Genomic DNA, 26,013 nt, shown 5'->3' with positions numbered 1-26,013 from the left:
TGTAATCCCTTACATTGTTGATTTGACGGTATTTAATTTGAGTATAAATTAATTATTTATTCGGAAGAAATAATATTTTTAGAAAATTCTGTTGTTTTTTGTCGTTTCCCATATTAAAATAAACGTTAAATTCATTTACTGAAGGGAGGACATCGTGATGCTAACATTTCTTGCATCCATCTGTATTCTAGTAGTAGGTTATTTCATTTATTCAAAGGTGGTAGAGGGTATTTTCGGTATTGATGATACCAATGTGACTCCTGCATACTCAAAGGAGGACGGCTTAGACTATATGCCCATGAGCTGGTGGAAAGCAAGCCTGGTTCAATTGTTAAACATTGCGGGGTTAGGTCCGATCTTCGGGGCAATTTTAGGTGCTTTGTATGGGCCAGTAGCATTCCTGTGGATTGTGATTGGCACCCTATTTGCCGGAGCGGTGCATGATTACTTTTCTGGAATGTTATCTCTAAGACATAAAGGAGCTCAGTTTCCTTCAATCGTAGGAAAATATTTAGGGAAACCTGTACAATCCGTTATGAACATTTTATCGATCGTGCTGATGATTCTCGTAGCAGCTGCTTTTACATCAGGCCCTGCACAGCTAATGGCAGAGGTGACACCGCTTAATTTTATGACGTCCCTTGTTATTATTTTTACATACTTTCTCATTGCGACTGTCTTACCGATTAATAAGATTATTGGAAAGGTGTATCCGTTCTTTGGAGCCATCCTTATCTTTATGGCAGTTGCGATTGGAATTGGATTGTTTTTCTTTGAACATCCAGTCCCAAATCTAACATTTGAAAACTTACATCCAAATGATTTACCTTTGTGGCCTTTACTGATGGTTACCGTTTCGTGCGGGGCTATCTCTGGATTCCATTCCACTCAAAGTCCCATCTTAGCCAGAACCTTAAAAAAAGAAAGTGAAGGGCGAAAAGTATTCTATGGAGCGATGGTGGCTGAAGGAATCATCGCATTGATCTGGGCGGCAGCAGGTATGGCATTCTTTAATGGAACAGCTGGGCTTCAAGAAGCATTGGCAGCTGGCGGACCTGCAGGAGTGGTAAATGAAATCAGCAAAACGACGTTAGGCACGTTAGGCGGAGTTCTAGCCGTCCTGGGTGTAATCATCCTTCCAGTCACAACAGGGGATACTGCGTTAAGGTCATCAAGAATGATGCTTGCTGATTTAATGAATGATATACGTAAGAAAGATGTAGAAGGGAAATGGCTGCCGGTCTTGTTAGTTATTCCGGTGGCAGTCCCGACGTTTTTACTTACTCAGATTGACTATACCTTCCTGTGGAGATATGTTGGATGGTCCAACCAGGTAGTAGCAACCGTTATGTTGTGGACTGCTGCCATTTACTTATTACAACAAGCAAGGTTCCACTGGATATGCAGTATTCCTGCATTGTTCATGACAGGAGTAGTAAGCTCGTATATTTTTTACGCACCAGAAGGTTTTGGACTTCCCTATTCAACAGCAATGGTGATCGGTTCCGTCATTTGGTTGGCTGTCTTGATTTGGTTTGTGGCACAAGTAGTAAAATACAGTCCTCGCAGGAAACAATTACTAGAGATGAAGTCAGTAAGTTCATAACCATAATCGACAAAAACAGCCTTTTCAGTAGAGAAGGCTGTTTTTTTAGGATAAGTTCAAATGGTCTTGCACTGACCTTTAGGAATGAGAATGAATGAATCAGGAAGGAAGTTTGTATTTTTTGTCGACTGAAAACTGAATTTTTTAAATATTAAAACAAAAGTTTCTACAAAATTCGTAATGAACGTATGCTACCTTTAGAGAAACCATTCATTTTATTGAATGTACATAATGACAAATCAGGAACGGAGTTAGTGTTACAGAATGTATAGTGCATTCTGTAAATGTAAGGGTTAAAATAAAGTGAAAATACTTAAAATTCAGATTTTTATTTCAGACAGTAAAATCTAGTAAGTGTGAACCAATGGAAAAAACAATGAAAGCGCTTACTATTTTATTAAATCTATTTGTGTAGGGGGTAATGAAATGTCAGACTTGGTGAAAATTGGACTTGTTCAAGCTTCTCATGATGTAGATGGAAGTGAAGGGGTAGACGTCCATAAGGAGCAAGCGATCAAGAAACATGTGGAACTGGTCCGAGACGCAGCAAAAAAGGGAGCTCAAATCATTTGTTTACAGGAAATCTTCTATGGTCCTTACTTTTGCTCTGAACAAAATCCAAAGTGGTATGATTCTGCTGAAGAAATACCAAATGGTCCTACAACTAAACAGTTCCAGGCGTTAGCCAAAGAGCTGAGTGTCGTCATCGTTCTACCAATCTATGAGAGAGAAGGAATAGCTACTTACTATAATACGGCAGCGGTCATCGATGCAGATGGATCCTATCTCGGAAAATATCGAAAACAGCATATTCCACATGTTGGGGTTGGAGAGGAAGGTTACGGATTCTGGGAGAAATATTACTTTAAACCAGGAAATCTCGGGTATCCGGTATTCGATACTGCTTATGCAAAAGTAGGGGTTTATATTTGCTATGATCGCCATTTCCCTGAAGGTGCCCGCTTATTAGGTTTAAAAGGGGCAGAAATCGTGTTCAATCCATCTGCAACTGTCGCTGGTTTATCTGAATACTTATGGAAGCTTGAGCAGCCTGCACATGCGGTGGCAAACGGCTATTACTTAGGAGCTATTAATCGTGTTGGTTTTGAGGGTCCTTGGAATATGGGTGAATTTTACGGACAGTCCTATTTAGTAGATCCGAGAGGCAGATTTGTTTCCATTGGAAGCAGAGATAGTGATGAGGTCATTATTGGTGAAATGAATAAGAAGCTATTACGTGAAGTCCGGGATACATGGCAGTTCTATCGAGATCGCAGGCCTGAAACTTATAACGATATGACGGCTTTACTTCCTTAATAAATATAGGCTGACGGTGAACCATCATTGTCAGCCATGAGGTGTTTAATAGGTCATGGGAATTAATTGGAAATGGATAGGGGGAAGTCAGTTTGTCTAACACACTTTCGTTACTCAATCTTGAGAAGAATTTTCTGGAAGCACATGAGGGATTAACCAAAAGGGAAGCAGTAGAGGAAGCAAATCGCTGCCTTTATTGTTATGATGCTCCTTGCATTATAGCTTGTCCCACAAGCATTGATATACCTTCATTTATCAAAAAGATTGCATCCGGGAACTTGAAAGGATCGGCAAAAACTATCATGTCTGCAAATCCTGTGGGTGCAAGCTGCTCACGTGTCTGTCCGACAGAAGAGCTGTGTGAAGGGGCGTGTGTACTGAATCATTCTACTAAGCCAATCATGATTGGAGACCTGCAGCGATATGCAACAGATTGGGCAAGACATAACGAAACAATGCTATTTGAAGCAGGTGAGCCAAATGGGATTAGAGTAGGGATTATCGGAGGGGGACCAGCCGGCCTATCGGCTGCAAGGGAACTTGCACGTTTCGGTTATGAAGTGAGCATTTATGAAGCGGAAAAAGAAGCGGGAGGATTAAATACTTATGGTATCGTATCTTTCCGCCTTCCCCAGAGCGTATCCTTCTGGGAGGTTGACCAAGTAAAGAAATTGAATGTCGATATTCGAACGAATGTAAAAGTTGGTCAAGACATATCTGCAGATGAAATCGTAGAGAGCCATGATTTTGTCATCCTGGCAGCAGGCATGTCCCATGTTCCAGATTTGAAAATTGAAGGGGAAAACTTAAAAGGTGTTCATGACGCCATTGAATTTGTTAAGGCAACGAAAAGTGGCAAGCTGACGCAAGACTATGTAGGCAAAAAAGTGGTGGTGATCGGGGCGGGAAATACAGCCATCGATGGAGCTACCTGTTCTGTCCGCTTAGGAGCAGGCAATGTAAAAATCTTATATCGACGTACACAAGAAGAAATGACGGCTTATGATTTTGAATACGAATTTGCAAAACAGGATGGAGTAGAATTCCGCTGGCTAACAGCACCTCAGCGAATTATAGGAAATGAAGTGGGAGAAGTAACGGGAATCGAATGCATCAAGATGGAGTTAGGTGAGCCTGGTGAGGATGGAAGAAGGCGTCCCACTCCTGTCAAAGGCTCACAGTTTGTGCTTCCTGTTGACGCAGTCATTAAGGCGATTGGCCAAACTCGTCATCTATCACTAATTGAGCAATTCGGACTGGAGCATTCAGACGGTGTCGTACAGGTTAATCGAGACACCTTCCAAACTTCTAATCCAAAGATTTTCGCCTGTGGAGACGTTGTTTTTGGTAAGGGAGTAGGGGAAGCAATGGTCGTTACGGCTGCAGAGCAAGGGAAACTTGCCGCCTATCATTTACATGCACAATTGGAGAAAGTACACGTGAATTAAGATTGTCCTAGGGGGGGAACTCATGGCAAATTTAAACATTGATTTAGCAGGAATAAAATCACCTAATCCTTTTTGGCTGGCGTCCGCGCCACCAACGAACTCAGGTTACCAGGTTCAAAGAGCATTCGAGGCTGGCTGGGGCGGTGCAGTATGGAAAACATTAGGGGAACCCATAATAAATGTCTCTTCAAGGTTCGCAGCTGTAAGTTTTAATGGTCAAAAAGTAGCAGGATTCAATAATATCGAACTCATTACCGATCGACCATTAGAAGTGAATCTGAAGGAAATCTATGAAACAAAAAAACGGTTTCCCAATCATGCAATCATAGCATCATTAATGGTAGAACCTAAACAAGAAAAATGGCATGAAATCGTAAAGAAGGTTGAAGACGTCGGTGTTGATGGGCTAGAGCTGAATTTCGGATGCCCACACGGAATGGCTGAAAGGGGAATGGGATCTGCGTCCGGTCAGGTACCAGAATTAGTCGAGAAACAAACTTTTTGGGCGAAAGAGGTGGCCAGGACACCTGTAATTGTAAAATTGACACCCAACATTACAGACATTACTGTCACAGCTGAAGCGGCTGTCCGCGGTGGAGCGGATGCAGTAAGTATGATCAATACAATCAACAGTTTAGCAGGTGTTGATCTGGACTCCTGGAATACCATTCCTCATGTAGCGGGAAAAGGTGCTCATGGAGGTTATTGCGGACCTGCAGTTAAGCCAATTTCATTGAATATGGTTGCCGAATGCGCCAGAAATCCACGTATCAACGTTCCGATCTCAGGGATGGGGGGAGTTTCAAATTGGCAGGATGCCGTCGAATTTATGCTAATGGGAGCATCGGGTGTTCAGGTATGCACTGCTGCTATGCATCACGGGTTTAGAATTGTCGAGGATATGCTTGATGGCTTAAATAATTATTTGGATGAAAAAGGGATTGCTTCAGTCCAGGACATTGTCGGGAAAACAGTACCGAGATTTTCTGATTGGGGAAATCTTGATCTTAATTATAGTGTTGTGGCAAAAATCAACACAGATGTATGTATTAACTGTAATAAATGTCATATTGCCTGTGAAGATACATCTCATCAATGCATTGACATGCTGAAAGATTCTAAAGGAAACAGCTATTTAAAAGTGCGGGAAGAAGATTGTGTCGGTTGTAATTTATGTTCGATTGTATGCCCGGTTGATGGAGCTATTGACATGATAGAGGTTCCAAGCGGACATATGCCAATGACATGGAATGAACGTCAAGCGGTAGTAGGGAACCTATCCGAAGCTAGAGTAAACACGGCGAAATAATTCTGGAGGTATGAAAATGAATAAAATTATTCAAAATGGAACCATTGTTACGGCAACAGACACATATAAAGCGGATGTGCTTATACAAAATGGGAAGATCACAGCTATAGGTAAAGGGTTTGATACTAGCAGTGCAGAAGTAATAGACGCGAAAGGAAAGTACATTTTCCCTGGTGGGATCGACCCCCATACTCATCTGGAAATGCCCTTCGGTGGGACGGTATCAAAGGATGATTTCGAGAGTGGAACCATTGCAGCAGCATTTGGAGGAACGACGACACTCATTGATTTTTGTTTGACCAACAAGGGAGAACCTCTTCAAAATGCAATTGATACTTGGCATGCGAAGTCTAAGGATAAAGCAGTCATCGATTATGGTTTCCATTTAATGATCGGGGAAATCAATCAAGATGTTCTATCACAGCTTCCTGAGGTGATGGATAAAGAGGGGATCACATCATTCAAAGTCTTTATGGCATATAAAAATGTATTCCAGGCAGACGATGAAACACTATTTAGAACCTTAATAGCCGCAAAGGAATTAGGAGCACTCGTAATGGTACATGCAGAGAATGGCGACGTTATTGAGTATTTAACCGAAAAGGCTTTAGAGGAAGGGAAAACGAAACCAATTTATCACGCGCTGACGAGACCTCCTGAACTGGAGGGTGAAGCGACTGGCCGCGCAGCTAAACTTACCGGCTTGGCGGATTCACAATTATATGTTGTCCATGTTTCCTGCTCTGATGCCGTTGAACAGATTTCAGCAGCGCGAAGTAAAGGATTGAATGTTTGGGGAGAAACATGTCCTCAGTATCTTGTGCTTGATCAAACCTATTTAGAGCGTCCCAATTTTGAGGGAGCTAAATACGTTTGGTCGCCGCCCCTTCGTGAGAAGTGGCATCAAGATGTTCTCTGGAATGCCTTGAAAAGTGGCCAGCTGCAAACATTAGGGTCAGATCAATGTTCATTTGATTTCCAAGGGCAAAAAGATCTGGGGAAAGATGATTTCACTAAAATCCCAAATGGAGGACCAATCGTCGAGGACCGTGTATCCATCTTATTCTCAGAAGGAGTTGAAAAAGGGCGGATAAGCTTAAATCAGTTTGTGGATATCATGTCTACACGAAGTGCAAAGCTGTTTGGTCTGTATCCTCAGAAGGGAACCATTGCAGTAGGTTCTGATGCAGATGTGGTCATTTTCGATCCAAATGCCGAGAGAGTGATAAGTGCTGAAACTCATCATATGGCAGCAGATTATAACCCGTTTGAAGGCATGAAGATAAAAGGGGAACCTGTTTCTGTATTGTCCAGAGGTGAATATGTCATTAAAGATAAACAGTTCGTCGGTAAGCTTGGGACCGGAAAGTATATTAAGAGAGCGAAATACGGAAAGCTTCTTGCAAGTGAAGAGAGTGAAGCACTTCAATCCTCTAAGTCTTAAAAACTTTAGAAAATAATGCATCTTACCTGTAGAACAACTCCTGCTGGAGGAGGGGGACTGCCTTCCTCCGGCCTCTCTTGTCTAAGATTTGGTTTTGCCATTCGATGCAAACAAATAAGGGGTGTTCAAGATGAAGAAAAGTTATTTAAAGTCTCCTGATTTATTACCGATTAAAGAGAGCGAAAGAAAAATAACCAAGCTTGGCTATTCATTTATGTGGGTTGGAATGGTTGTAGTTCTTGCGACCTTCGCCATTGGCGGAGCAGGGGTCGTATCCCTACCCCTACCTCTTGTTGTACTTGCCACCATCATTGGGTCACTTGCAATCGGTCTATTTATTACATTGACAGGGGATATCGGGATTGAGCATGGGGTATCATTTCCAGTTTATATGAGAGCACCTTTTGGAACGCTTGGGACCCATATTCCTTCTGTCGTGCGTGGTCTGGCCGCATCGATGTGGTTTGGAATAAACACTTACTTTGGTGCAACAGCGATGAATGGTATTTTAAATATTTTATTTGGTTTTGATAATTGGTTTGTTTGTTTCGTGATTTTTGCGGTCCTTCAATTAGTGAATACAGCTCTTGGGATTAAAGCTGTGGAAAGATTTGCCGACCTTGCCGCACCTGTCATCATTCTTATTTCTGTATGGATGTATTCATCCTTATCTGAATCTGCCGCTTCTCAAGGAAGAGACATTTGGAGTTGGGTTGAAAGTCCGGTAACAGGTGCTGCCACGTTTACGGCTTTTCTAGTGGTCATCTTTAGTAATATGGGATTTTGGGCCACACTATCTGCTGATATTCCTTCCATTTCCAGATTCATGAAAGCTCCAAAAAATGAGCGGAATTGGTTTAAGAGAAATAAAAGCTCGTTAATTGGTAACCTTGTAGCACTTCCTATCACTCAATCATTTATGGTGTTAATTGGTGGGATTTCATATATTGCCGTCCTGAATTATGATCCCGTAGTAGCACTTCAAAAAGCAGCGAGCGGATTCGTTTTAGGTGTCCTCCTTCTAATGATCGTCCTGGCTCAATGGTCAACGAATATTGCTGCGAATATTGTTCCTGCTGCAACAATATTCTCTAATGTAGGGGGGCCAAAATTCCCGTTCTGGGCAGGGGTCATCACTGCTGGTATTGTGGGTACGATCGTACAACCATGGAACCTTTTTGGTGTAATCATCCCCGTTTTACTATTCGTAGGAGGCATTTTGTCAGCCATCGTAGGGATTTTGATTTCAGATTATTATTTTATCAGGAAGCGAAGAGTCAATGTACCTGCATTATATGAAGACAAAGGACAATTCAAGTATATGAATGGAGTGAATCTTGCAGGATTCATTTCATGGATTATTGGAGGAGTTGCCTCCTATTACGTTCCAAACTTCTCATTTTTAGTCGGCTTCGGGGTTGGAGCAATTTGCTATTATGTATTAGCTAAATTCTGGTGGTTTAAGAAATACGAGCAGGCAGAACTAATTGATCCGAGTGATGAGAAATATCTTGGCTTGTCTGTCGGCCGCGATTGGGAAATTCAAGTCGAAGAAGAAGTCATTGTATCAGACGAATCCCCAACAGGCACCAGTTTTTCCTAGAATCATGAGACAAGGTAGTTAAGGTAGTACTTATCTGAAGAAACGATAGAAGGGGTGTTGTCATGTCTGATTATCAAGAGTTTTTAAGTGAACGGGATAAAATTGATTTTCTCATTCAAAAAGGGTTTAAAATTGAGAAAATAACAGAGAACCTAAGTGGGGCCTTTGTTCTGTTTAAGCATACTGAAAATAAAAGAAGTGCCACTCTTCATGTGAAAACGGCAAATGCACGAAAATATTTTTCAAATCTATTACTTCAAAACTAACAGTTGAAGGGGGAAACTTGGATGAGTGACGTTATGGGACCGCGTGAAGGAAAGGAACTGACACTCTTTCCTGGAAATATGCAAACGTCTGACGAGCTAATCGATTGGGTGTTAGCCGTTTTATCTTCACAACAGCTATCAGATGAAGAAATAATGAAATGGTGGAGTGAAGAGATCCAGTTTGCAATCCCCTATATAGAAGAATAGAAGCAAATTGAAGGATTGGTTCCGCCAATCCTTTTTCTTCATTTTCCTAAGGCAGAACTAGAGGAGAGAAAAATGAAAAGTAATTACTATTTTTCAGTAGAAGATATTCTTGTAAGAAAATACTTTGAACATGCTAAAGTGATTGCTGGGCACAATGGTCTCAGCCGTCAGGTGAAGTGGGTACATGTAGTCGAAGTAACATCGATAAAAAATCTTCTTAACGGAAATGAACTGATCCTTTCTACAGGAATCGCTTTACAAGAGGAAGAGGCTTTTCTCTCACTTCTTCAACAGTTAATCGAGAGTGAAGCAGCAGCCATTTGCATTGAACTTGATACAAATATTTCTACGATTCCGATTTCTGTATTAAAGTGTGCAGATACATTTGATTTTCCTATTATCGTGTTTCAAAGGGAAGTTCCGTTCGTTAGTATAACTCAGGATATTCATTCCGTACTCATCAATCAGCAATACGACATGATAAAAAAACTGGATTCATATGCACAGGAGTTAAACAGAAGGCTGCTTAGCGTTAATCACTTCAGAGAGATCCTTCAGGTTTTACATAAGGAGCTTACTGTTCCTGTACTATTTCAGTTAAAAGAACAAGAGGTGGAAATCTATCCCCTCATGTGCTCACCGGATGAAGAGAGAATACGAAAATGTTATTACAGTCATAAAGATTCCCATAATCATCATTTTGCCTCCACTAAAGTGATTCTATTTGACCAGGAATACGCAGAGTTATGTATATACAGAAGCGATCATCCTTTTAGTGAATATGAGCTTCTCATATTGGATAGAACTTCAACTGCGTTAGCCCAGTATTTAATGAGAGAATTGTATTTCAACGAGCAAAAACGGTTAGAAGACTCTAAATGGATTACTTGTTGGCTAAAAGGAGAACAGTCTTATGAGAGACTCTCCGCATTTTTAGCCGACTTAAAAGTACAGGTCAATGGTGGAGTCGTCTGCATTTGCCAGACGAATAGGCTGAATGGACAAGAGCCGATTGATATTACCTTTTTAAACCTTGTCACCAGAAGCATTTTTGAACAACAGGGTTTTCGTGTGTTACCCGAAAGAGTAGGAAATCATCTCATTTTCATTCTTCTGGACACCAGGAGGACAGGAGATTGGAAATCGAGAGTCACCACTGCCTACGAAAAGATTCTACAGTCTGATTTCTTTAAAGACTCTTCACAAACAGTTTTTGCAACTGGCAAGTACCAAATGGAGACGATGGAAATTCACAAGAGCTATGAAACAGCTAAAGATAGTCTCATGTTTCAGTCAAAGGTGAATGCTTCAAAAGCGTATTTTTTCTTTGATGATTTGCATTTATACAGGCTGATTTCAATTGTTAACAACAATGTTAATTTGTGGGAAATGATCGAAGAGTACCTCACTCCGCTCCTGGATTATGATCGTAAACATGATGGCAGTTTATTGAATACGTTGAAGGTTTTCCTTGCATGTCAGGGATCAAAGCAGGAAACATCAAAACAACTATTTATTGTAAGACAAACACTCTACCACCGCCTCAAAAAAATTGAAGATTTACTTGGAGATGATTTCATGACCTCTGATAAACGTGTGGCCATCGAGTTTCTCCTTGCTGCCCATGACTATTTGCAACCACTTAGCTCTTTGAAAAAGTCGAAGATTAATTAAATGTAAAATGTCAAATTGAGAGGTCAGGTTCTTTTACACAATGTCTAATGAAACCACTTACAATTTCTTTCATAATAAAACTATAAACGATACGACAGGTTCTACATCACGCAGAAAAATCCGATGAAAAAATAAGGAGGAACTGAATATGACGATAATAAAAAAAGATGTAGCTGTATTAAAGAATTACATTGGAGGTGAATGGGTTGATTCTCTTAGCTCGCAGACCTTACAAGTAGTGAACCCTGCTACAAATGAAGAGATTGCAAGAGTTCCGATTTCTACTAAAGAAGACGTCGCTATGGCTGTAAAGGCTGCTAAGCAAGCCTCACAAACGTGGAAGAAGACGCCTGTTCCAAAACGTGCCCGTATTCTATATAAATACCATTCTTTACTTTCTGACAATCATGAGGAGTTGGCCAAACTGGTTGTACAGGAAAATGGTAAATCATTTAAAGAGGCGTATGGTGAAGTGCAGCGGGGGCTTGAGTGTGTGGAATTCGCTTGTGGTGCACCGACATTAATGATGGGTGAAACGCTGAGTGGTATTGCAGAGGATATAGATTCAGAAATGTTCCGTTATCCACTTGGTGTAGTGGGGGGGATCACGCCTTTTAACTTTCCTATGATGGTACCTCTGTGGATGTTCCCCCTTGCAATTGCATGTGGAAATACTTTCGTGTTGAAGCCTTCTGAAAGAACCCCGATTTTAGCTAATAGGCTTGCAGAGTTATTAACAGATGCAGGAATGCCCAATGGGGTATTGAATGTCGTGCATGGTGCACATGATGTCGTAAATGGGTTGATCGAGCATAAAGATGTCGCAGCCATATCCTTCGTCGGGTCTCAGCCGGTGGCTAAATATGTGTACCAACAGGCTGCCTCTCATGGGAAAAGGGTGCAGGCATTATCCGGGGCGAAGAATCATCATGTTGTCATGCCTGATGCAGATATGAATAAAGCGGCTGAGCATATTATCAGTTCTGCGTTTGGCAGTGCTGGCCAGAGATGTATGGCGTGCAGTGCCGTAGTGGTTGTAGGGGATAATGAACCGTTTGTTAAAGCTTTAAGTAAAAAAGCAGATGAGTTATGTATTGGTAACGGTATGGACGAAGAAGTGCTTCTCACTCCCGTCATTCGAAAAGAACATCGAGAGAAGACACTGGGTTATATTGACAAAGGTCTCCAGGAAGGTGCATCCCTCATACGAGATGGGCGTAAAGAAATGGATGACTTCAAGGAAGGAAACTTCCTGGGTGCAACGATCTTCGACCATGTTTCACCGGATATGACCATTGCAAAAGAAGAAATGTTTGCCCCGATCCTCAGTTTACTGAGAGCCAAGGATTTGGATGAAGGACTTGATTATATTCGTCAATCAAGGTATGGAAATGGTGCTACGATTTACACAAAAGATGCAAAGGCTGTCCGACAGTTCAGAGAAGAAGCAGACGCTGGAATGCTGGGAATCAACGTTGGTGTTCCTGCCACAATGGCGTTCTTCCCATTTTCAGGGTGGAAGGATTCTTTCTATGGGGATATGCATGTAAACGGTAAAGACGGAGTAAATTTCTATACTAGGAAGAAAATGATCACTTCTCGATTTGATTTTTAATCTGAGTTAGGGGGAACTTTCATGGTGAAAGCAGGTCAATCTCAAGATGTATGGTTAAGGAATGATGAAAAGCTCATTTGGCATTCCATGAAACCATACAATCCCGATGGAACAATGGTCGTTACAGAGTCTGCCGGGTCCTGGATTACAGATAAGGATGGTCAAAGATTTCTGGATGGCATGGCAGGGCTATGGTGTGTAAACGTAGGATATGGTCGACAGGAATTAGCAGAGGCAGCTTATCATCAACTAAAAAAAATGGCTTACTTTCCACTAACACAAAGTCATCAGCCGGCTATTGAGCTTGCTGAGAAATTAAATCATTTACTTGGGGATGACTATGTCATTTTCTTTTCCAACAGTGGATCAGAAGCCAACGAAACCGCCTTTAAGATTGCCAGGCAGTATCACCAGCAAAAAGGGGAACATGGACGGTATAAAATCTTCTCCAGATATAGAGGGTATCACGGGAATTCCATGGGGGCCCTGGCCGCAACAGGTCAGGCTCAGCGGAAGTATAAGTATGAGCCATTAGCTCCCGGATTTATCCATATCGCTCCACCCGATAGCTATCGCGATGAAACATCGGGGCAAAGTCCACATGAACTTCCTGGAGTAAAGGCAATTGATCAAGCGATGACCTGGGAATTAAGTGAAACAGTGGCTGCGTTGATCATGGAACCGATCATCACAGGAGGTGGGATACTCGTCCCACAAGATGAATATATGAAAGCGGCGAAAGAAGTTTGTGAAAAGCATGGAGCACTTATGATTGTCGACGAAGTGATTTGTGGCTTCGGACGTACAGGCAAGCCATTTGGTTTCATGAATTATGATGTGAAGCCGGATATCATCACAATGGCAAAAGGGATAACAAGTGCGTATCTTCCCCTATCAGCAACAGCCGTGAAGCGTGAGATATATGAAGAGTTTAAAGGATCTGAGGAGTATGATTACTTCCGCCATATCAATACATTCGGTGGAAACCCTGCAGCATGTGCCCTTGCTTTGAAAAACATTGAAATCATGGAAAGTGAGAAGCTTTTTGAACGATCCGCTGATCTTGGTGAAAAGGCATTGAACACGTTGAAAAATCATTTACAAGATCATCAATACGTTGGAGATGTTCGAGGAAAGGGTCTGTTAATTGGAATTGAAATGGTAAGTGACAGGGAAACAAAAGAACCTTTAGACGTCTCGAAGGTCAATGGTGTGATTGGATACTGTAAACAAAAAGGTGTGATCATTGGAAAAAACGGGGCTACAGTCGCTGGTTATAACAATGTGCTTACTTTATCACCACCATTGAACATAGAAGAGGAAGATCTGGATCTGTTATTATCCACCGTGATCGATGGGATCAAGCAACTTTAAATAATAATGGTTGGGAAAACACCTGTTTGTGCAGGTGTTTTCCATTTTTCTTATTAAATTGAATTTTATGGTAAACTTAATGAGTAAGACCAAAGGGGAGGGGATGATCATCATTTTCAAAGGGATTGATCATATTCAGTTTGCAGCTCCAAAAGGCTGTGAAGAAGAAGCTAGAAAGTTCTTTGGTGAAATTCTTGGTCTGAAGGAAATACCGAAACCTGAAAATCTTCTAGGTAGAGGCGGTTGTTGGTTTCAATATGGACCACAAGAAATTCATGTAGGAGTACAAAATGATTTTGTGCCAGCAACAAAAGCACACCCAGGATTACTTGTTTCAGATTTAGAGGCCCTTAGAAGTAACCTGTTGGAGAATGGTATCAGGATAAAAGAAGATACACCGATTAACGGTAGAAATCGCTTTTTCGTCTCAGATCCATTTGGAAATCGAATTGAATTTTTAGAATACCATTAATAATGAATGCACCTCATGAATTAGGAGGTGCATTTTCATATTCAGAACACTATTCTTGAATGAATTTATCCACATCTTTCTCCGTAGATAAATTTTGTGAAGCGCTAGGTACCTTTCTTTTTTCCACATTGATAAGATCGGAAGAATAAATCGAAGTGATAACTTGCCCGCCAATTACTTTTGCGCGGATAAGCAGTGGCTGGTTATAAGCGTTTCTAAAAGTGAAATCGGGTCCATACCAGCTAACTGTAGCATCTCTCCCTATTGGAACGTAGGGAACCCTCTTTGAATGATGATACCGTTCTAATATTTTCACACCTGCCTGGTCAACCGCATTAAACAAAGTGGATGATACCTGACAAATCCCACCCCCTATATCTTCTGAGAGTTCCCCTTTTACAATCACGGGGGCTTTTTTATATCCCTTTTCTTTCGTTCTTTTTCCTACTACACCGTTAAAGGAGAATACTTCTCCAGGGAACACAACTGTATTATTGATCTTCTCTGTTGCTAGAACGATATTTTGAGTCCGTTCCTCATTATGCTTATTGAAATATGTAACGTATTTTCCAATAAGCTGTGTTCGGATATGTGCAAGGATCTCACTATCGACTTTGGGATGTAATGTCATAAGGGGGGCTTCCGTATTGATTGATCCTCTAGAAAAGAAGAAGGAATGGACCAGCTCACGAAATCTCCTTTCATTAAGCTTGTAACCGGCTCTTTCTGAAATAATTTGATTATTCTCGTTGATATAAGCATTCTGAGGAGGGGAATAGACACGATGTTGCACTTCTGAAACTAATTCCTCATATTGCTTTTCGTCCATTATTGGTTCATCTGTCAATGGTATAGTCAGTGCATTTCGCTCTATAGAAATTGGTGTTTGATTTTGGAATTGAATATGTAATTGATCTTGATCATTCATTACAGGGAACAGTAAGAGACCAATTGAGCTAAGTTTAATCCAGAACATGTGAACCCTTCCTTTCATATGTAGTATCGGTGGAAAAGGCGTCTTTCATGTTAAATCCTAATTGCCAAAAATTGATGGTTATGTATTTGCAGTTGTGATTAGAAACTAAGGAAAAAAAAGAGGTCTTTACATGCTTTATTTATTCAGATTCATGATGGTTGTGTTTTTACTTATTGCCTGCAGTTCCAAACCTGCGGTGGCAATTCCTAGTTTTACTGTTGAGATACTTCCGTGGGATCAGGTGAAAGAAATCATTCCTAAACAATCGTATTTTACGATCATTGATGTTGAAACCGGCCTTTCTTTCAAGGTGCAAAGAAGAGCGGGAAGCAAACATGCGGATGTACAACCAGTTACAGAAAAAGACACGAAAATCATGAAATTCATCTATGGGGGAAAATGGAGCTGGGACCGTCGTGCAATTCTCGTTTTAGTACATGATCAACTAATATCTGCCTCAATGAACGGGATGCCGCACGGAGCAGGCGCTCTCCAAAACAACTTTCCGGGACATTTCTGCGTGCATTTTTATGGAAGTACAACCCATAAAACGCCAACCCCTGATTTGGCCCATAAGATCATGATTTTAAAAGCAGGTGGAAAACTGGATGGGTTTCTATACAAATTAGACCCTTATGAGTTGATCAGTGTTATGGAGATTGCTGTCAATCAGCATGATGAAAAGCTACTTTCACAAGTGATGTCTGGAAGGAATGGGACCGTGAAGGAAACCCTCAAGAGAGTGAAACATATAGATGTTACTCAAAGATCGATGGCAACTGTAGAGGAGTTACCTGCACTTTTGGGGATGAAGCTTAAGGTTAGAGTGAAATGGATACGTTCCAATCAATCTAAAGAAGAACATAACGTTGAATTCATCATTCGGAAAGATTCGCTTGAAGATCAATGGAAAATAGACGGTCATGCATTTCTAGAGGAAATAGAATAAGGGTCGATTCAGATACATTATTTCCCTCCAGTGGATGAAATCTTATTCTTTATGAGCGTTTTTAATATGAAAAAAAGGGAAAAGGGTATATAAAAGAATCGTGGAGGGAACACACCGATGTTTGATTTTGTAATAAATTTAATTAAGGAGCTTGGAATGTGGGGATTATTCGCTGGAAATGCAATTGAAGCGTCATCCTTGCCATTTCCGGGAGCCCTCGTGACGCTGACATATGGTTACCTCTTAGATCCATCTTGGACGAAGCTGATCATTTTAGCATTCACAAGCAGTTTGGTTTATACGGTATTTAGTTATATCCCATATGGAATAGGGTATAAATTAAAAGATAAACTCAAAGAAAAAACCAGCTCAAAGAAAATGGCTAAAGGTCAGAAATGGTTTCGGAAATGTGGATTGTGGAGTATTGCCATCACGAGACCGCTTGGCATTGGTAACTATATTTCTTATGTTGCAGGTATTAGTAAAGTGAACAAATGGACATTTGGAGGATTAACGTTCATCGGAATCTTTCCAATTACCCTCACGATGTTAATAGTCGGCAAGAATGGAAATCTCAAATATGTACAGTCTTTGATGAGTAACATACAAACGTACCTTCTCATTGGAGGGGCTATACTGTTGCTTGGTTTCTTATCATATAAATACTTTTTTAAGGCAAAAAGCACCAGCTGTTTGGACGATGAGTCAAGCATAGCAAAACAAACGGAATAAACAAGACATCGATTCGCTCCTCAATCGGGAAGCGGATTTTTTTGTGAGAAAGGAGATGTACACACAGAGGTTGAGTTGACCAGAACTGGTTTCCTCAATCTACTACATGCTCGAACCCTTTTACGTGTGATATAATGAATAGTCGAGATTAGTAGATTTACATGGAAAGGTTTGAATGAAACCATGACACAATATACTCCAATGATAAAACAATACTTACAAGTAAAGGCAGAATACCAAGATGCCTTTTTATTTTTTCGTTTAGGTGATTTTTATGAAATGTTTTTTGACGATGCCATTGCAGCATCGCAGGAACTTGAAATAACGTTAACAAGTCGTGATGGGGGAGGGAAGGAACGTATTCCCATGTGTGGTGTTCCTTATCATTCTGCTCCTAACTACATAGAGCAGCTCATCGATAAAGGCTTTAAAGTAGCAATTTGTGAACAAACTGAAGATCCGAAACAAGCTAAGGGAGTTGTGCGGAGAGAAGTTGTTCAGCTCATTACACCAGGTACGGTGATGGATGGTAAAGGCCTGAATGACAAAGAGAACAACTATATTGCTTCTGTAACAGATTTTAATGATGAAACTTATGGACTTTCTTATAGTGACTTAACAACAGGGGAAACAAAAGTGACTTTGGTCACAGATGGCCTTCAAGCATTATTGAATGAATTATCTACGATTGGTGCGAAGGAAGTCGTCATTCACCCCGATCTAAATGAAGCGATACAAGGAAAGATTAAAGAACGAAACGAAGTTACCTTGTCATATGAGAAAGGATCTGACGGTGGAGGAGATTTTGCTCATCTCGTTGCCCCTTTAAAACAAGATAAACTAATAAAATCTTCCTCCATCCTATTTCACTACCTCTTCCGTACACAGAAGAGAAGCCTGGATCATTTACAAGTAGTTGAGACCTATCAGCTGCGTCAATTTATGAAAATGGATTACTACTCGAAGCGAAATTTGGAGTTGACGGAAACGATCCGCTCGAAAGGAAAGAAAGGTTCACTTCTTTGGCTATTAGATGAAACGATGACGGCTATGGGAGCCCGGTTACTCAAGCAATGGATCGATCGACCACTTATTCACAAAGAAGACATTGAAAGGCGTCAAACGGTTGTTGAGGTGCTATTGGAACGATTCTTTGAGAGGCAGGACCTTAGGGAACGATTAAAGGAAGTGTATGACCTGGAGAGGCTGGCGGGGCGGGTTGCGTTCGGTAATGTAAATGCACGTGATTTGATTCAGCTGAAAAAATCACTTCAGCAAGTACCAGTGTTAAAACACCTGGTGGGATCACTCGAAAATGAAGCAACCGATGATCTCGTAAGGAAACTTGATCCATGTGAAGAGCTGACAGATCTTCTTGACCTGGCTTTAGTGGATAACCCTCCTCTTACAATTAAAGAGGGAAGCCTGATTCGGGATGGATATCATGATGAACTTGATCAATACCGTGATGCAAGTAGAAACGGGAAGTCCTGGATTGCTCAGCTTGAACGTGATGAGAGGGAAAAAACTGGAATCAGGTCCCTTAAAGTTGGATTTAACCGGGTCTTTGGCTATTATATCGAAGTAACGAGAGCAAACCTTCAACACCTGGAAGAAGAACGCTATGAAAGAAAACAGACATTAACGAATGCTGAGCGTTTCATCACCCCTGAGTTAAAGGAGAAAGAAGCGCTTATCCTTCAGGCCGATGAAAAAAGTGTGGATCTGGAATATGAACTGTTCCTTGGAATTCGGGAAAGAGTCAAGGGATTTATCCCCCGCCTGCAGAAGCTAGCGAAACTCGTAAGTGAATTGGACGTTCTTCAATGCTTTGCAACGGTCAGTGAAAAGCGCCATTATACCCGCCCTGTCTTTAATGAAGAAAGAATGATCCGGTTGAGGGACGGACGTCATCCGGTTGTGGAAAAGGTGATGGGTGCTCAGGAATATGTTCCGAACGACTGCTATATGGATCAAGAAAAAGAAGTCTTCCTTATAACAGGACCGAATATGTCGGGGAAAAGCACTTATATGAGACAAGTGGCTTTAACGAGTATTCTTGCTCAAATTGGGTGTTATGTTCCTGCCAGTGAAGCTAACCTGCCAATCTTTGATCAAGTATTTACGCGAATTGGGGCAGCGGATGATCTGATTTCAGGTCAAAGCACTTTCATGGTGGAGATGTTAGAGGCAAAAAATGCCATTATCCATGCGACTCAGCAGAGTTTAATATTATTTGATGAAATTGGACGTGGTACTTCCACTTATGACGGCATGGCATTGGCCCAAGCGATTATTGAATACATTCATGAACATATTGGGGCGAAAACCTTATTCTCCACTCACTATCATGAGCTGACGGTTCTTGAAGAAGAATTACAAAAGGTGAAAAACGTACATGTAAGTGCCATGGAACAAAAGGGGAAGCTTGTTTTCCTTCATAAAATCAAGGAAGGAGCAGCTGACAAAAGTTATGGAATTCATGTTGCAGAACTTGCAGAGCTACCTAAAGCCCTGATTGAAAGAGCGAACGAAATTCTTCTTGAGCTTGAGCGTAAGGATCAGCCTTCTCACCACAGAGAAGTGGCTGTTGCAAGGGAATCAGCTGTTGAGAAACACGAACCAAAAGAAGATCTTGCCCAACTCTCCTTCTTTACTACTGAGAAGAAGGATAGAAAAGAAAATCTTACTTCAAAAGAAAAGAAATGCTTAGATGAGCTTAAAAAGCTCGATATTCTGGAGATGACTCCCTTGGATGCAATGAACACCCTCTACGGGATCCAAAAAAAGTTAAAAATGTAAGGAGGTGAAACTGTGGTGAAAATATTTCAGCTTGATGATTCGCTTTCCAATAAAATTGCCGCCGGTGAAGTTGTAGAAAGACCGGCTTCTGTCGTAAAGGAACTCCTTGAAAACAGTATAGATGCAGGCGGATCCGTAATCGAAATTCATATTGAAGAAGCAGGCTTACATTCGATACGCATCATTGATAATGGCGACGGAATCGAAGAGGATGATGTGAAAACAGCTTTCAAACGCCATGCAACCAGTAAAATCAAAGACGAAAATGATTTATTCCGTATCCGGACATTGGGATTTAGAGGAGAAGCCCTGCCCAGTATTGCTTCCGTTTCCCATTTTGAGCTGAAAACGAGTACGGGAGATGGTCCAGGGACGTATATCGAACTTGAAGGTGGAGAAATCAACTCACTCGAAAAAACGTCGTCAAGAAAAGGCACAGATATCACAGTTTCACAATTGTTCTTCAATACACCTGCACGATTAAAATATATGAAAACCATTCATACTGAGCTGGGGAACATTACAGATGTGGTGAACCGGATTGCACTGGCACATCCTAACGTTTCGATCAAGCTTTTGCACAACGGTAAGGCACTTTTACACACAAATGGTAATGGAGATGTCCTGCAGGTTCTGGCAGCTATCTATGGGGTAGGAATTGCCAAAAAGATGGTTCCGATTGAAGTGAGCTCACTTGACTTCAAGGTTAAGGGCTACATCTCCCTGCCGGAGGTTACACGTGCTTCCAGAAATTATATTTCAACGATGATCAATGGGAGGTTTATTAAAAACTATGCTCTGGCGAAAGCAATCGGCGAGGGGTATCACACACTTCTTCCTATTGGTCGTCACCCCATCGTCCTTCTTAGCATAGAGATGGATCCCATTCTGGTAGATGTGAATGTACATCCTTCCAAGATGGAGGTCCGCATTAGTAAAGAAAGTGAATTAAATGGATTAGTTACTGAAGGAATCAAAAGGGTGTTCAAAGGAAAAGAGTTGATTCCTTCAGGATCCGTGGCACCGAAGATTGTTCAGCCGAAATCAGAGCAAACGTTTATGAATCTGGATCATTCGGCTAAAACTCAGGTGAAAGAGGAAAGAGCGCGATTCGCAGGTGCGGTTCATGAACGGTTGCTTCCTCAAGTAGGGCTGGAAAAGCATTATGAGTCAGAACTACAAAAAAACGAATCCCACGAGTCAAAAATTGCTGTTTCAGATGAACCAGCAATTCCGGACTTAACGCACACAGTTGAGGAAGAAGTGAAATTCCAGGATTTAAATGTGGAAGAAGTATCCGATGAGAAAGGTCACTCTCTTAGAGTTCCTCCACTTTATCCTGTTGGCCAAATGCACGGTACTTATATCTTCGCCCAAAATGATCGGGGTCTATATATCATTGATCAACATGCAGCTCAAGAACGAATAAAATATGAGTTCTTTAAAGAAAAAGTGGGGGAGGTTGCGAAGGAGCTCCAAGAACTTCTGGTCCCGCTTACCCTTGAATTCTCTACAGATGAGTACATTAAGATTAATGAATACCGTCATCTTCTGGAAGAAGTAGGTGTGTTTCTGGAAGAATTCGGCTACAATAGCTTTATTGTCCGGGCTCATCCTCAATGGTTTCCAAAAGGGGAAGAACAGCAAACCATCGAAGATATGATCGAACAGGTGTTGAAAATGAACCGGGTTGATATCAAAAAACTCCGGGAAGAAGCGGCTATTATGATGAGTTGCAAAGGATCGATCAAGGCGAACCATCACTTGCGCAATGAAGACATGCAAGCTTTACTGGATGAACTGAGAAGAACCAGTGACCCATTTACCTGTCCACACGGGCGACCTATTATCATCCACTATTCAACTTATGAAATGGAAAAGATGTTTAAACGGATAATGTAGTACCAGAACAAGGGGATGAACCAGCAGTAGTTCATCCCTGTTCTAATGGTCATCAGCCATAATTGGTTTGATGATCTTTTTTAAAATGAAGATACTCTTCATCCTCTCTTGCAAGCTTCCACTTTGTTTCGAATATCGCTGCAGCTGCAGCTTTCTCTTCATCTATCTTTCTTCTCTTTACATCTCCATCTTTATTATACTTTTTCCCTCCAGGATAGTTGGCGTAACGGCGAGCTCTTGTATATCCCATTTGCAGAAATTTCCTGGCCATGTCCATTCCTACAAAATCATTTTCAAGTTTATATTGGATAAACATCTCATATATCTTATTAGAAGATTGTTTGGCAATTTCAGTGGTCTTAAAGCGCCAGTGGGGAAGGATTTCACTCTTATAGGGTTCGACAAGTAAAACACCTTGTTCCCCACGTCCAACCCGGTATTTTTCAGGCTCCTCCCGAAAATCAATGGTCTCGAAATCAAGATCGTAATCAAATGGCATGTTCTAAACCTCCTTCCTGTACTGTACCCAATATGAGCAAACCTTCAAACGAAATTTATTGCCTGTTTATTGTCGATAATAATATTATGTTGACTAATATTTTTATTTTATTAGAGGTATTTTCATTTTTATCGTTAATTTATATAGTATTGGATTGTAAGCGTTTTATTTAGGGGGAGAAAAAGAAAATGATAGAACTGGAAAAATCTATTAATAATGAAGTAGTCAGTGCAGAAACATACCTCCAGCCATCTTATCGGGTAGATAAGAGACAGTTCACAGAAAAGGAATATAATAAATTTGTAAAATTAAAAGGTGTAAGAGATTGGTCGACACTATCATGGAAAGATGTAGGAAAGCCTTACGAAGTAACAACTTTCGCTAAAGAAAAAAACGAATGGGAATCGGAGAACGGTAAAGTTCTTCCGGTTCAAACTTCATGGGAAATGTTTAATCGCTCCTTTCATGAGTGGTTTGTGAAGGATGTTCCCACTGAGTTGAATCATAGTAAAAAACGATTTATCAGCAATGCCTTAAAATTGAATGTGAAAGAAACGACTGCTGCATTAGGTGAGCATCTTCGTCTCCATTTATGGAATTATGTTCACCGGATACAAGATGGGGTGTGGGATCCTAGAGGGAAGCGGGCTTTATTTAGTGGCCTTGAGGTTATAAAGCCTAGAATCTTATTCCTCGGTGCTGCCGAAGGCTATGAAGCCATGCAGCTTGCGGCAATGTATCCGGGGAGTGAAATTGTTCTTGTCGATTATGACCCATTCTGTAGAGATACCCGGTACAGGGATTTTCCGGACACCTATCCTTTCTTGGGACCGAATCCGGCTACGGGGGAGAATAAAATCTACTATAAAGGTGACTTTCCAACAACGTATATTGTAGATGATATAAGAAACCTATCTTTTGGAAAGGAGTTTGATATTGTACTCAGTGTCGGGCTTCTTGAACATTTTCCTGATGATTATAAATCAGAAGTCGTCGAGTGGCATCGTAAATTTTTGAAGCCAAATGGCTACATGGTCCTAACTACTCCCAGAGCTCAGCTCAAATCCAAAATTTATTATGAAGTAATGTCTGATGTGATGAACCACACATATAGGGAACTTATGACTGTTGAACAAATGGGTCTTTATTTATATGAAAATGGAGTGGATATTTTGCAGCATGGTTATATAAAGGTCCATAATGGAATTATTGCAAAAGCCCGGTAAGGAAAGAAAGCTTTTGATTGAAATGATAATCAATCAAAAGCTTTTTATATTTGACTCTACTATTCTAAATTAGTAGAAGGAATTCCTCACTTAAAGAGCTAATAACTAGATATGATGAATAATTTCAGAAAATTAAAATAAATAGGGGGAAAAGGAATGAACGGGGGCATAGAGCTTCATCGGGAGAAAAAGAATAAACGATTAAGAATCACTTTGTGGACGGCGGGGTCACTTCTGTTTATCCTGCTTGGAATATTAATATTTGTAAACTATTATATTGACAGATCCTTACCCATTATATCAGGTACCATATCGTTAGAGGGGCTATCTGAGGATGTGGAAGTAATAAGGGACACGGACGGTGTCCCTCATATTCTAGCTCAAAATGAAAAAGATTTATATATGGCGCAAGGATATGTACAGGCGCAGGATCGTCTATTCCAAATGGACCTAAGCAGAAGACAGGCTTCAGGACGGTTGAGTGAAGTAGTCGGTGAGAAAGCAATTGATCGGGACAAGTTCTTCCGGACATTTGGTTTGCGGAGGGCAGCGGAAGTTTCATTTACAGCATATCCTGATGAAGCCAAGCAGCTTCTGGAATGGTATTCAGATGGGGTCAACGCTTATATGCAAGAAGCCACAGATGAAGGAAGGCTACCTATAGAATTCACTCTGCTTGGTTATAAACCTGAAAAGTGGACTCCCCTCGATTCATTAACCATCGGGAAGTATATGGCATTTGATTTAGGGGGCCACTGGCAAGGTCAGGCTTTCAGGTATTGGGCATTAGAAAACCTGCCAAAGGATAAAGCGTATGATTTGTTCCCTTCTTACCCTGAAGACGTTCCTACCATTCTATCAGATTTAGGAGAAATTCAGGTTGATATGGAGCAATCATTTGCCGGTGCAGTCATTCCACCTGAGTTTAATGGAAGCAACAATTGGGTGGTAAGCGGAGAGAAAACAGCTAGTGGTAAACCCCTCTTGGCAGACGACCCACACCTCTCATTGGGAACTCCTTCTATATGGTATCAGATGCACCTGGAATCACCACAAGTCAATGTGAGTGGAGTGATTTTTGCTGGTATTCCAGGAATCATCCTTGGTCATAATGAGCAAATTGCGTGGGGGGTGACAAATACGGGACCTGATGTTCAGGACTTATATGTAGAAAAACAAAATGAAGAAGATCCTTCTCTGTTTTTATATGATGAAAAGTGGGAGAGGGCAACGATCTTAGAAGAGCCTATTAAAGTTAAAGATGGTGACACCATCCCTTATGAAGTCACGATTACAAGACATGGCCCGGTGATTTCAGAATTCACTCATCAAAATGAGGGTGAAGAAGTACTATCAATGAGATGGACAGCTCTAGATCCAAGTCTGGAACTTCTCGCAATCCTTAACATCAATAAAGCAAAAGATTGGGATGAATTTGAAGAAGCCTTAAAGGACTTCCATGTTCCTACACAAAATTTCGTTTTTGCCTCAGAGGATGGGACGATTGCGTATAAGGCAAATGGGAAAATCCCTATTAGGAAAAAAGGGGACGGACTTCTGCCTGTCCCTGGCTGGGATCCTGATTATGAATGGGAGGGATTTATACCATTCGAAGAGCTTCCAAAAGTCATGAATCCCGAATCGGGTTTCATAGCAACAGCAAATAATAAAGTAGTTACCGATGAATATCCATATCATATTAGTCATCACTGGGCTCAGCCATATCGGTACATGAGAATATCGGAGTATTTAGAAGAGAAAAAGGATCTCACTCTTTCCGATATGAAAGACCTTCAGATGGATCAGATGAACCTACATGCACGTGAAATGGTTCCTATTCTGATTGGAGATATGGAAAGCGGCTCATTAACAAGTAAAGAAAAAGAAGCTGTTGAGTTGCTGAAGTCCTGGAACAACAAAGATGATAAAAAATTAGCTGCACCACTCGTATTTCATCAATGGATGAACGAAATTTCCACTGGGCTTTTTAAGAAGGAAATCCCAAAAGATATGTTCAAATTATTTGAAGGCCGTCAAAGTGTCGTGGATGAGCTCATTCGTAAAGCTCATAACGGAGAGGAGTCTCAATGGTTTGTGGACAGGGGAGGATACAAGACTTTCCTAACAGCTTCACTTACCCAAGCATTAGAGGAGCTTGAAGAAGCATATGGTTCTTCCATGGACGAGTGGGAGTGGGGACTGTATCATAGAGTATACTTTGAACATCCTTTATCGGGAGCTTCTTCCGTGTTGAAAAAGTTCTTAAATGACAGGGATCCCGAGCCGGTGGGAGGAAGTAGAGTGACGGTTGGTGCTGCGAGTTACAATGAGAGTGGGATCGTCAATCATGGTGCTTCATGGAGATTTGTTATTGATACAGAGAACATGAAGAATGGCTATCATATTGTTGGCCCTGGACAAGCTGGGCATTATAAAAGTAAATGGTACCAAAATCAAATGGACGCATGGAAAAACGGGGACTATCATCAAACGTCCATTTCAAACCGAGATGGGGATAAGTTAATATTAAAAGCAAATTAATGGTTAAAGCAGCTTGTCATCAAAGGTTTCAAAATAACTTCACATGAAAAA

General features: G+C 41.0%; 20 protein-coding genes. 18 read left to right on the top strand and 2 right to left on the bottom strand.

Going from position 1 to position 26,013, the window contains the following annotated elements:
• Positions 1-157: 157 nt before the first annotated feature.
• The 12 genes from ACXAF2_RS17885 (at position 158) to ACXAF2_RS17830 (ending at position 14,335) form a co-directional block, all read left to right on the top strand.
• Positions 158-1,606, top strand: coding sequence for a carbon starvation CstA family protein (locus tag ACXAF2_RS17885; protein WP_475140706.1), 1,449 nt, complete (start codon positions 158-160; stop codon positions 1,604-1,606).
• A 426-nt stretch (positions 1,607-2,032) separates the two neighbouring features.
• On the top strand, positions 2,033-2,923 hold the full coding sequence (locus ACXAF2_RS17880) for a nitrilase-related carbon-nitrogen hydrolase (RefSeq protein WP_475140704.1): 891 nt from the start codon (positions 2,033-2,035) through the stop codon (positions 2,921-2,923).
• 92 nt (positions 2,924-3,015) lie between these two features.
• Positions 3,016-4,371 (top strand): NAD(P)-dependent oxidoreductase, encoded by a 1,356-nt coding sequence (locus ACXAF2_RS17875; protein ID WP_475140702.1) that lies wholly within the window; start codon positions 3,016-3,018, stop codon positions 4,369-4,371.
• A gap of 22 nt (positions 4,372-4,393) precedes the next feature.
• A complete protein-coding gene (gene preA / locus ACXAF2_RS17870) occupies positions 4,394-5,680 on the top strand; it encodes an NAD-dependent dihydropyrimidine dehydrogenase subunit PreA (protein WP_475140700.1) in 1,287 nt (428 codons plus the stop codon).
• Between the two features lie 16 nt (positions 5,681-5,696).
• The gene (gene hydA, locus ACXAF2_RS17865; protein ID WP_475140698.1) at positions 5,697-7,124 is read left to right on the top strand and encodes a dihydropyrimidinase; all 1,428 of its coding nucleotides are present in this window, start codon (positions 5,697-5,699) and stop codon (positions 7,122-7,124) included.
• Between the two features lie 130 nt (positions 7,125-7,254).
• A complete protein-coding gene (locus tag ACXAF2_RS17860; RefSeq protein WP_475140696.1) occupies positions 7,255-8,727 on the top strand; it encodes an NCS1 family transporter in 1,473 nt (490 codons plus the stop codon).
• Positions 8,728-8,789: 62 nt separating this feature from the next.
• Positions 8,790-8,993 (top strand): hypothetical protein, encoded by a 204-nt coding sequence (locus tag ACXAF2_RS17855; protein WP_113968125.1) that lies wholly within the window; start codon positions 8,790-8,792, stop codon positions 8,991-8,993.
• A gap of 21 nt (positions 8,994-9,014) precedes the next feature.
• Positions 9,015-9,200 (top strand): hypothetical protein, encoded by a 186-nt coding sequence (locus tag ACXAF2_RS17850; protein ID WP_113968124.1) that lies wholly within the window; start codon positions 9,015-9,017, stop codon positions 9,198-9,200.
• A gap of 72 nt (positions 9,201-9,272) precedes the next feature.
• Positions 9,273-10,874: a PucR family transcriptional regulator gene (locus ACXAF2_RS17845; protein WP_475140694.1), complete on the top strand. Its 1,602-nt coding sequence runs from the start codon at positions 9,273-9,275 to the stop codon at positions 10,872-10,874.
• Between the two features lie 148 nt (positions 10,875-11,022).
• Entirely contained in the window at positions 11,023-12,489 is a 1,467-nt protein-coding gene (locus ACXAF2_RS17840; RefSeq protein ID WP_475140692.1) for a CoA-acylating methylmalonate-semialdehyde dehydrogenase, read from the top strand.
• Between the two features lie 21 nt (positions 12,490-12,510).
• Positions 12,511-13,863 (top strand): aminotransferase, encoded by a 1,353-nt coding sequence (locus tag ACXAF2_RS17835; RefSeq protein WP_475140691.1) that lies wholly within the window; start codon positions 12,511-12,513, stop codon positions 13,861-13,863.
• Positions 13,864-13,966: 103 nt separating this feature from the next.
• Positions 13,967-14,335, top strand: coding sequence for a VOC family protein (locus tag ACXAF2_RS17830; protein WP_475141277.1), 369 nt, complete (start codon positions 13,967-13,969; stop codon positions 14,333-14,335).
• Positions 14,336-14,384: 49 nt separating this feature from the next.
• Here ACXAF2_RS17830 and ACXAF2_RS17825 read toward each other — a convergent pair whose 3' ends face one another.
• Positions 14,385-15,311: a VanW family protein gene (locus ACXAF2_RS17825; protein WP_475140690.1), complete on the bottom strand. Its 927-nt coding sequence runs from the start codon at positions 15,309-15,311 to the stop codon at positions 14,385-14,387.
• 130 nt (positions 15,312-15,441) lie between these two features.
• Here ACXAF2_RS17825 and ACXAF2_RS17820 point away from each other — a divergent pair, with 130 nt between their 5' ends.
• The 4 genes from ACXAF2_RS17820 to mutL all read left to right on the top strand — a co-directional run bounded on the left by ACXAF2_RS17820 (position 15,442) and on the right by mutL (position 21,696).
• Positions 15,442-16,260, top strand: a complete 819-nt coding sequence (locus ACXAF2_RS17820; RefSeq protein ID WP_475140688.1) for a hypothetical protein — start codon at positions 15,442-15,444, stop codon at positions 16,258-16,260.
• A 117-nt stretch (positions 16,261-16,377) separates the two neighbouring features.
• A complete protein-coding gene (locus ACXAF2_RS17815; protein ID WP_475140686.1) occupies positions 16,378-16,992 on the top strand; it encodes a DedA family protein in 615 nt (204 codons plus the stop codon).
• Between the two features lie 183 nt (positions 16,993-17,175).
• A complete protein-coding gene (gene mutS, locus ACXAF2_RS17810; RefSeq protein ID WP_475140684.1) occupies positions 17,176-19,794 on the top strand; it encodes a DNA mismatch repair protein MutS in 2,619 nt (872 codons plus the stop codon).
• Positions 19,795-19,806: 12 nt separating this feature from the next.
• Positions 19,807-21,696 carry a DNA mismatch repair endonuclease MutL gene (gene mutL / locus ACXAF2_RS17805; protein ID WP_475140683.1) on the top strand — a complete coding sequence of 630 codons (1,890 nt, stop codon included), beginning with the start codon at positions 19,807-19,809 and terminating at the stop codon, positions 21,694-21,696.
• Positions 21,697-21,748: 52 nt separating this feature from the next.
• Here mutL and ACXAF2_RS17800 read toward each other — a convergent pair whose 3' ends face one another.
• Positions 21,749-22,195 (bottom strand): DUF4385 domain-containing protein, encoded by a 447-nt coding sequence (locus ACXAF2_RS17800; RefSeq protein ID WP_475140681.1) that lies wholly within the window; start codon positions 22,193-22,195, stop codon positions 21,749-21,751.
• Positions 22,196-22,383: 188 nt separating this feature from the next.
• On the opposite strand from ACXAF2_RS17800, the gene ACXAF2_RS17795 reads away from it, so the two are divergent.
• Both ACXAF2_RS17795 and ACXAF2_RS17790 read left to right on the top strand, forming a co-directional pair.
• A complete protein-coding gene (locus ACXAF2_RS17795; protein WP_475140680.1) occupies positions 22,384-23,421 on the top strand; it encodes a class I SAM-dependent methyltransferase in 1,038 nt (345 codons plus the stop codon).
• A 156-nt stretch (positions 23,422-23,577) separates the two neighbouring features.
• A complete protein-coding gene (locus ACXAF2_RS17790) occupies positions 23,578-25,962 on the top strand; it encodes a penicillin acylase family protein (RefSeq protein ID WP_475140678.1) in 2,385 nt (794 codons plus the stop codon).
• Positions 25,963-26,013: the final 51 nt, after the last annotated feature.

Source organism: Rossellomorea sp. ABR4_004, from assembly GCF_056159585.1.
This window is presented reverse-complemented; position numbering and strand designations above follow the sequence as displayed.

What these genes read in the sequence shown, in the direction of transcription:
- ACXAF2_RS17790 (WP_475140678.1), top strand. Translation starts at nt 23,578, where the DNA reads ATGAACGGGGGCATAGAGCTTCATCGGGAGAAAAAGAATAAACGATTA.
- ACXAF2_RS17820 (WP_475140688.1), top strand. Translation starts at nt 15,442, where the DNA reads ATGCTTTATTTATTCAGATTCATGATGGTTGTGTTTTTACTTATTGCC.
- ACXAF2_RS17840 (WP_475140692.1), top strand. Translation starts at nt 11,023, where the DNA reads ATGACGATAATAAAAAAAGATGTAGCTGTATTAAAGAATTACATTGGA.
- ACXAF2_RS17815 (WP_475140686.1), top strand. Translation starts at nt 16,378, where the DNA reads ATGTTTGATTTTGTAATAAATTTAATTAAGGAGCTTGGAATGTGGGGA.
- ACXAF2_RS17830 (WP_475141277.1), top strand. Translation starts at nt 13,967, where the DNA reads ATGATCATCATTTTCAAAGGGATTGATCATATTCAGTTTGCAGCTCCA.
- ACXAF2_RS17885 (WP_475140706.1), top strand. Translation starts at nt 158, where the DNA reads ATGCTAACATTTCTTGCATCCATCTGTATTCTAGTAGTAGGTTATTTC.
- ACXAF2_RS17825 (WP_475140690.1), bottom strand. Translation starts at nt 15,311, where the DNA reads ATGTTCTGGATTAAACTTAGCTCAATTGGTCTCTTACTGTTCCCTGTA.
- ACXAF2_RS17880 (WP_475140704.1), top strand. Translation starts at nt 2,033, where the DNA reads ATGTCAGACTTGGTGAAAATTGGACTTGTTCAAGCTTCTCATGATGTA.
- ACXAF2_RS17800 (WP_475140681.1), bottom strand. Translation starts at nt 22,195, where the DNA reads ATGCCATTTGATTACGATCTTGATTTCGAGACCATTGATTTTCGGGAG.
- mutS (WP_475140684.1), top strand. Translation starts at nt 17,176, where the DNA reads ATGACACAATATACTCCAATGATAAAACAATACTTACAAGTAAAGGCA.
- ACXAF2_RS17835 (WP_475140691.1), top strand. Translation starts at nt 12,511, where the DNA reads ATGGTGAAAGCAGGTCAATCTCAAGATGTATGGTTAAGGAATGATGAA.
- ACXAF2_RS17795 (WP_475140680.1), top strand. Translation starts at nt 22,384, where the DNA reads ATGATAGAACTGGAAAAATCTATTAATAATGAAGTAGTCAGTGCAGAA.
- ACXAF2_RS17855 (WP_113968125.1), top strand. Translation starts at nt 8,790, where the DNA reads ATGTCTGATTATCAAGAGTTTTTAAGTGAACGGGATAAAATTGATTTT.
- hydA (WP_475140698.1), top strand. Translation starts at nt 5,697, where the DNA reads ATGAATAAAATTATTCAAAATGGAACCATTGTTACGGCAACAGACACA.
- preA (WP_475140700.1), top strand. Translation starts at nt 4,394, where the DNA reads ATGGCAAATTTAAACATTGATTTAGCAGGAATAAAATCACCTAATCCT.
- ACXAF2_RS17860 (WP_475140696.1), top strand. Translation starts at nt 7,255, where the DNA reads ATGAAGAAAAGTTATTTAAAGTCTCCTGATTTATTACCGATTAAAGAG.
- ACXAF2_RS17845 (WP_475140694.1), top strand. Translation starts at nt 9,273, where the DNA reads ATGAAAAGTAATTACTATTTTTCAGTAGAAGATATTCTTGTAAGAAAA.
- ACXAF2_RS17850 (WP_113968124.1), top strand. Translation starts at nt 9,015, where the DNA reads ATGAGTGACGTTATGGGACCGCGTGAAGGAAAGGAACTGACACTCTTT.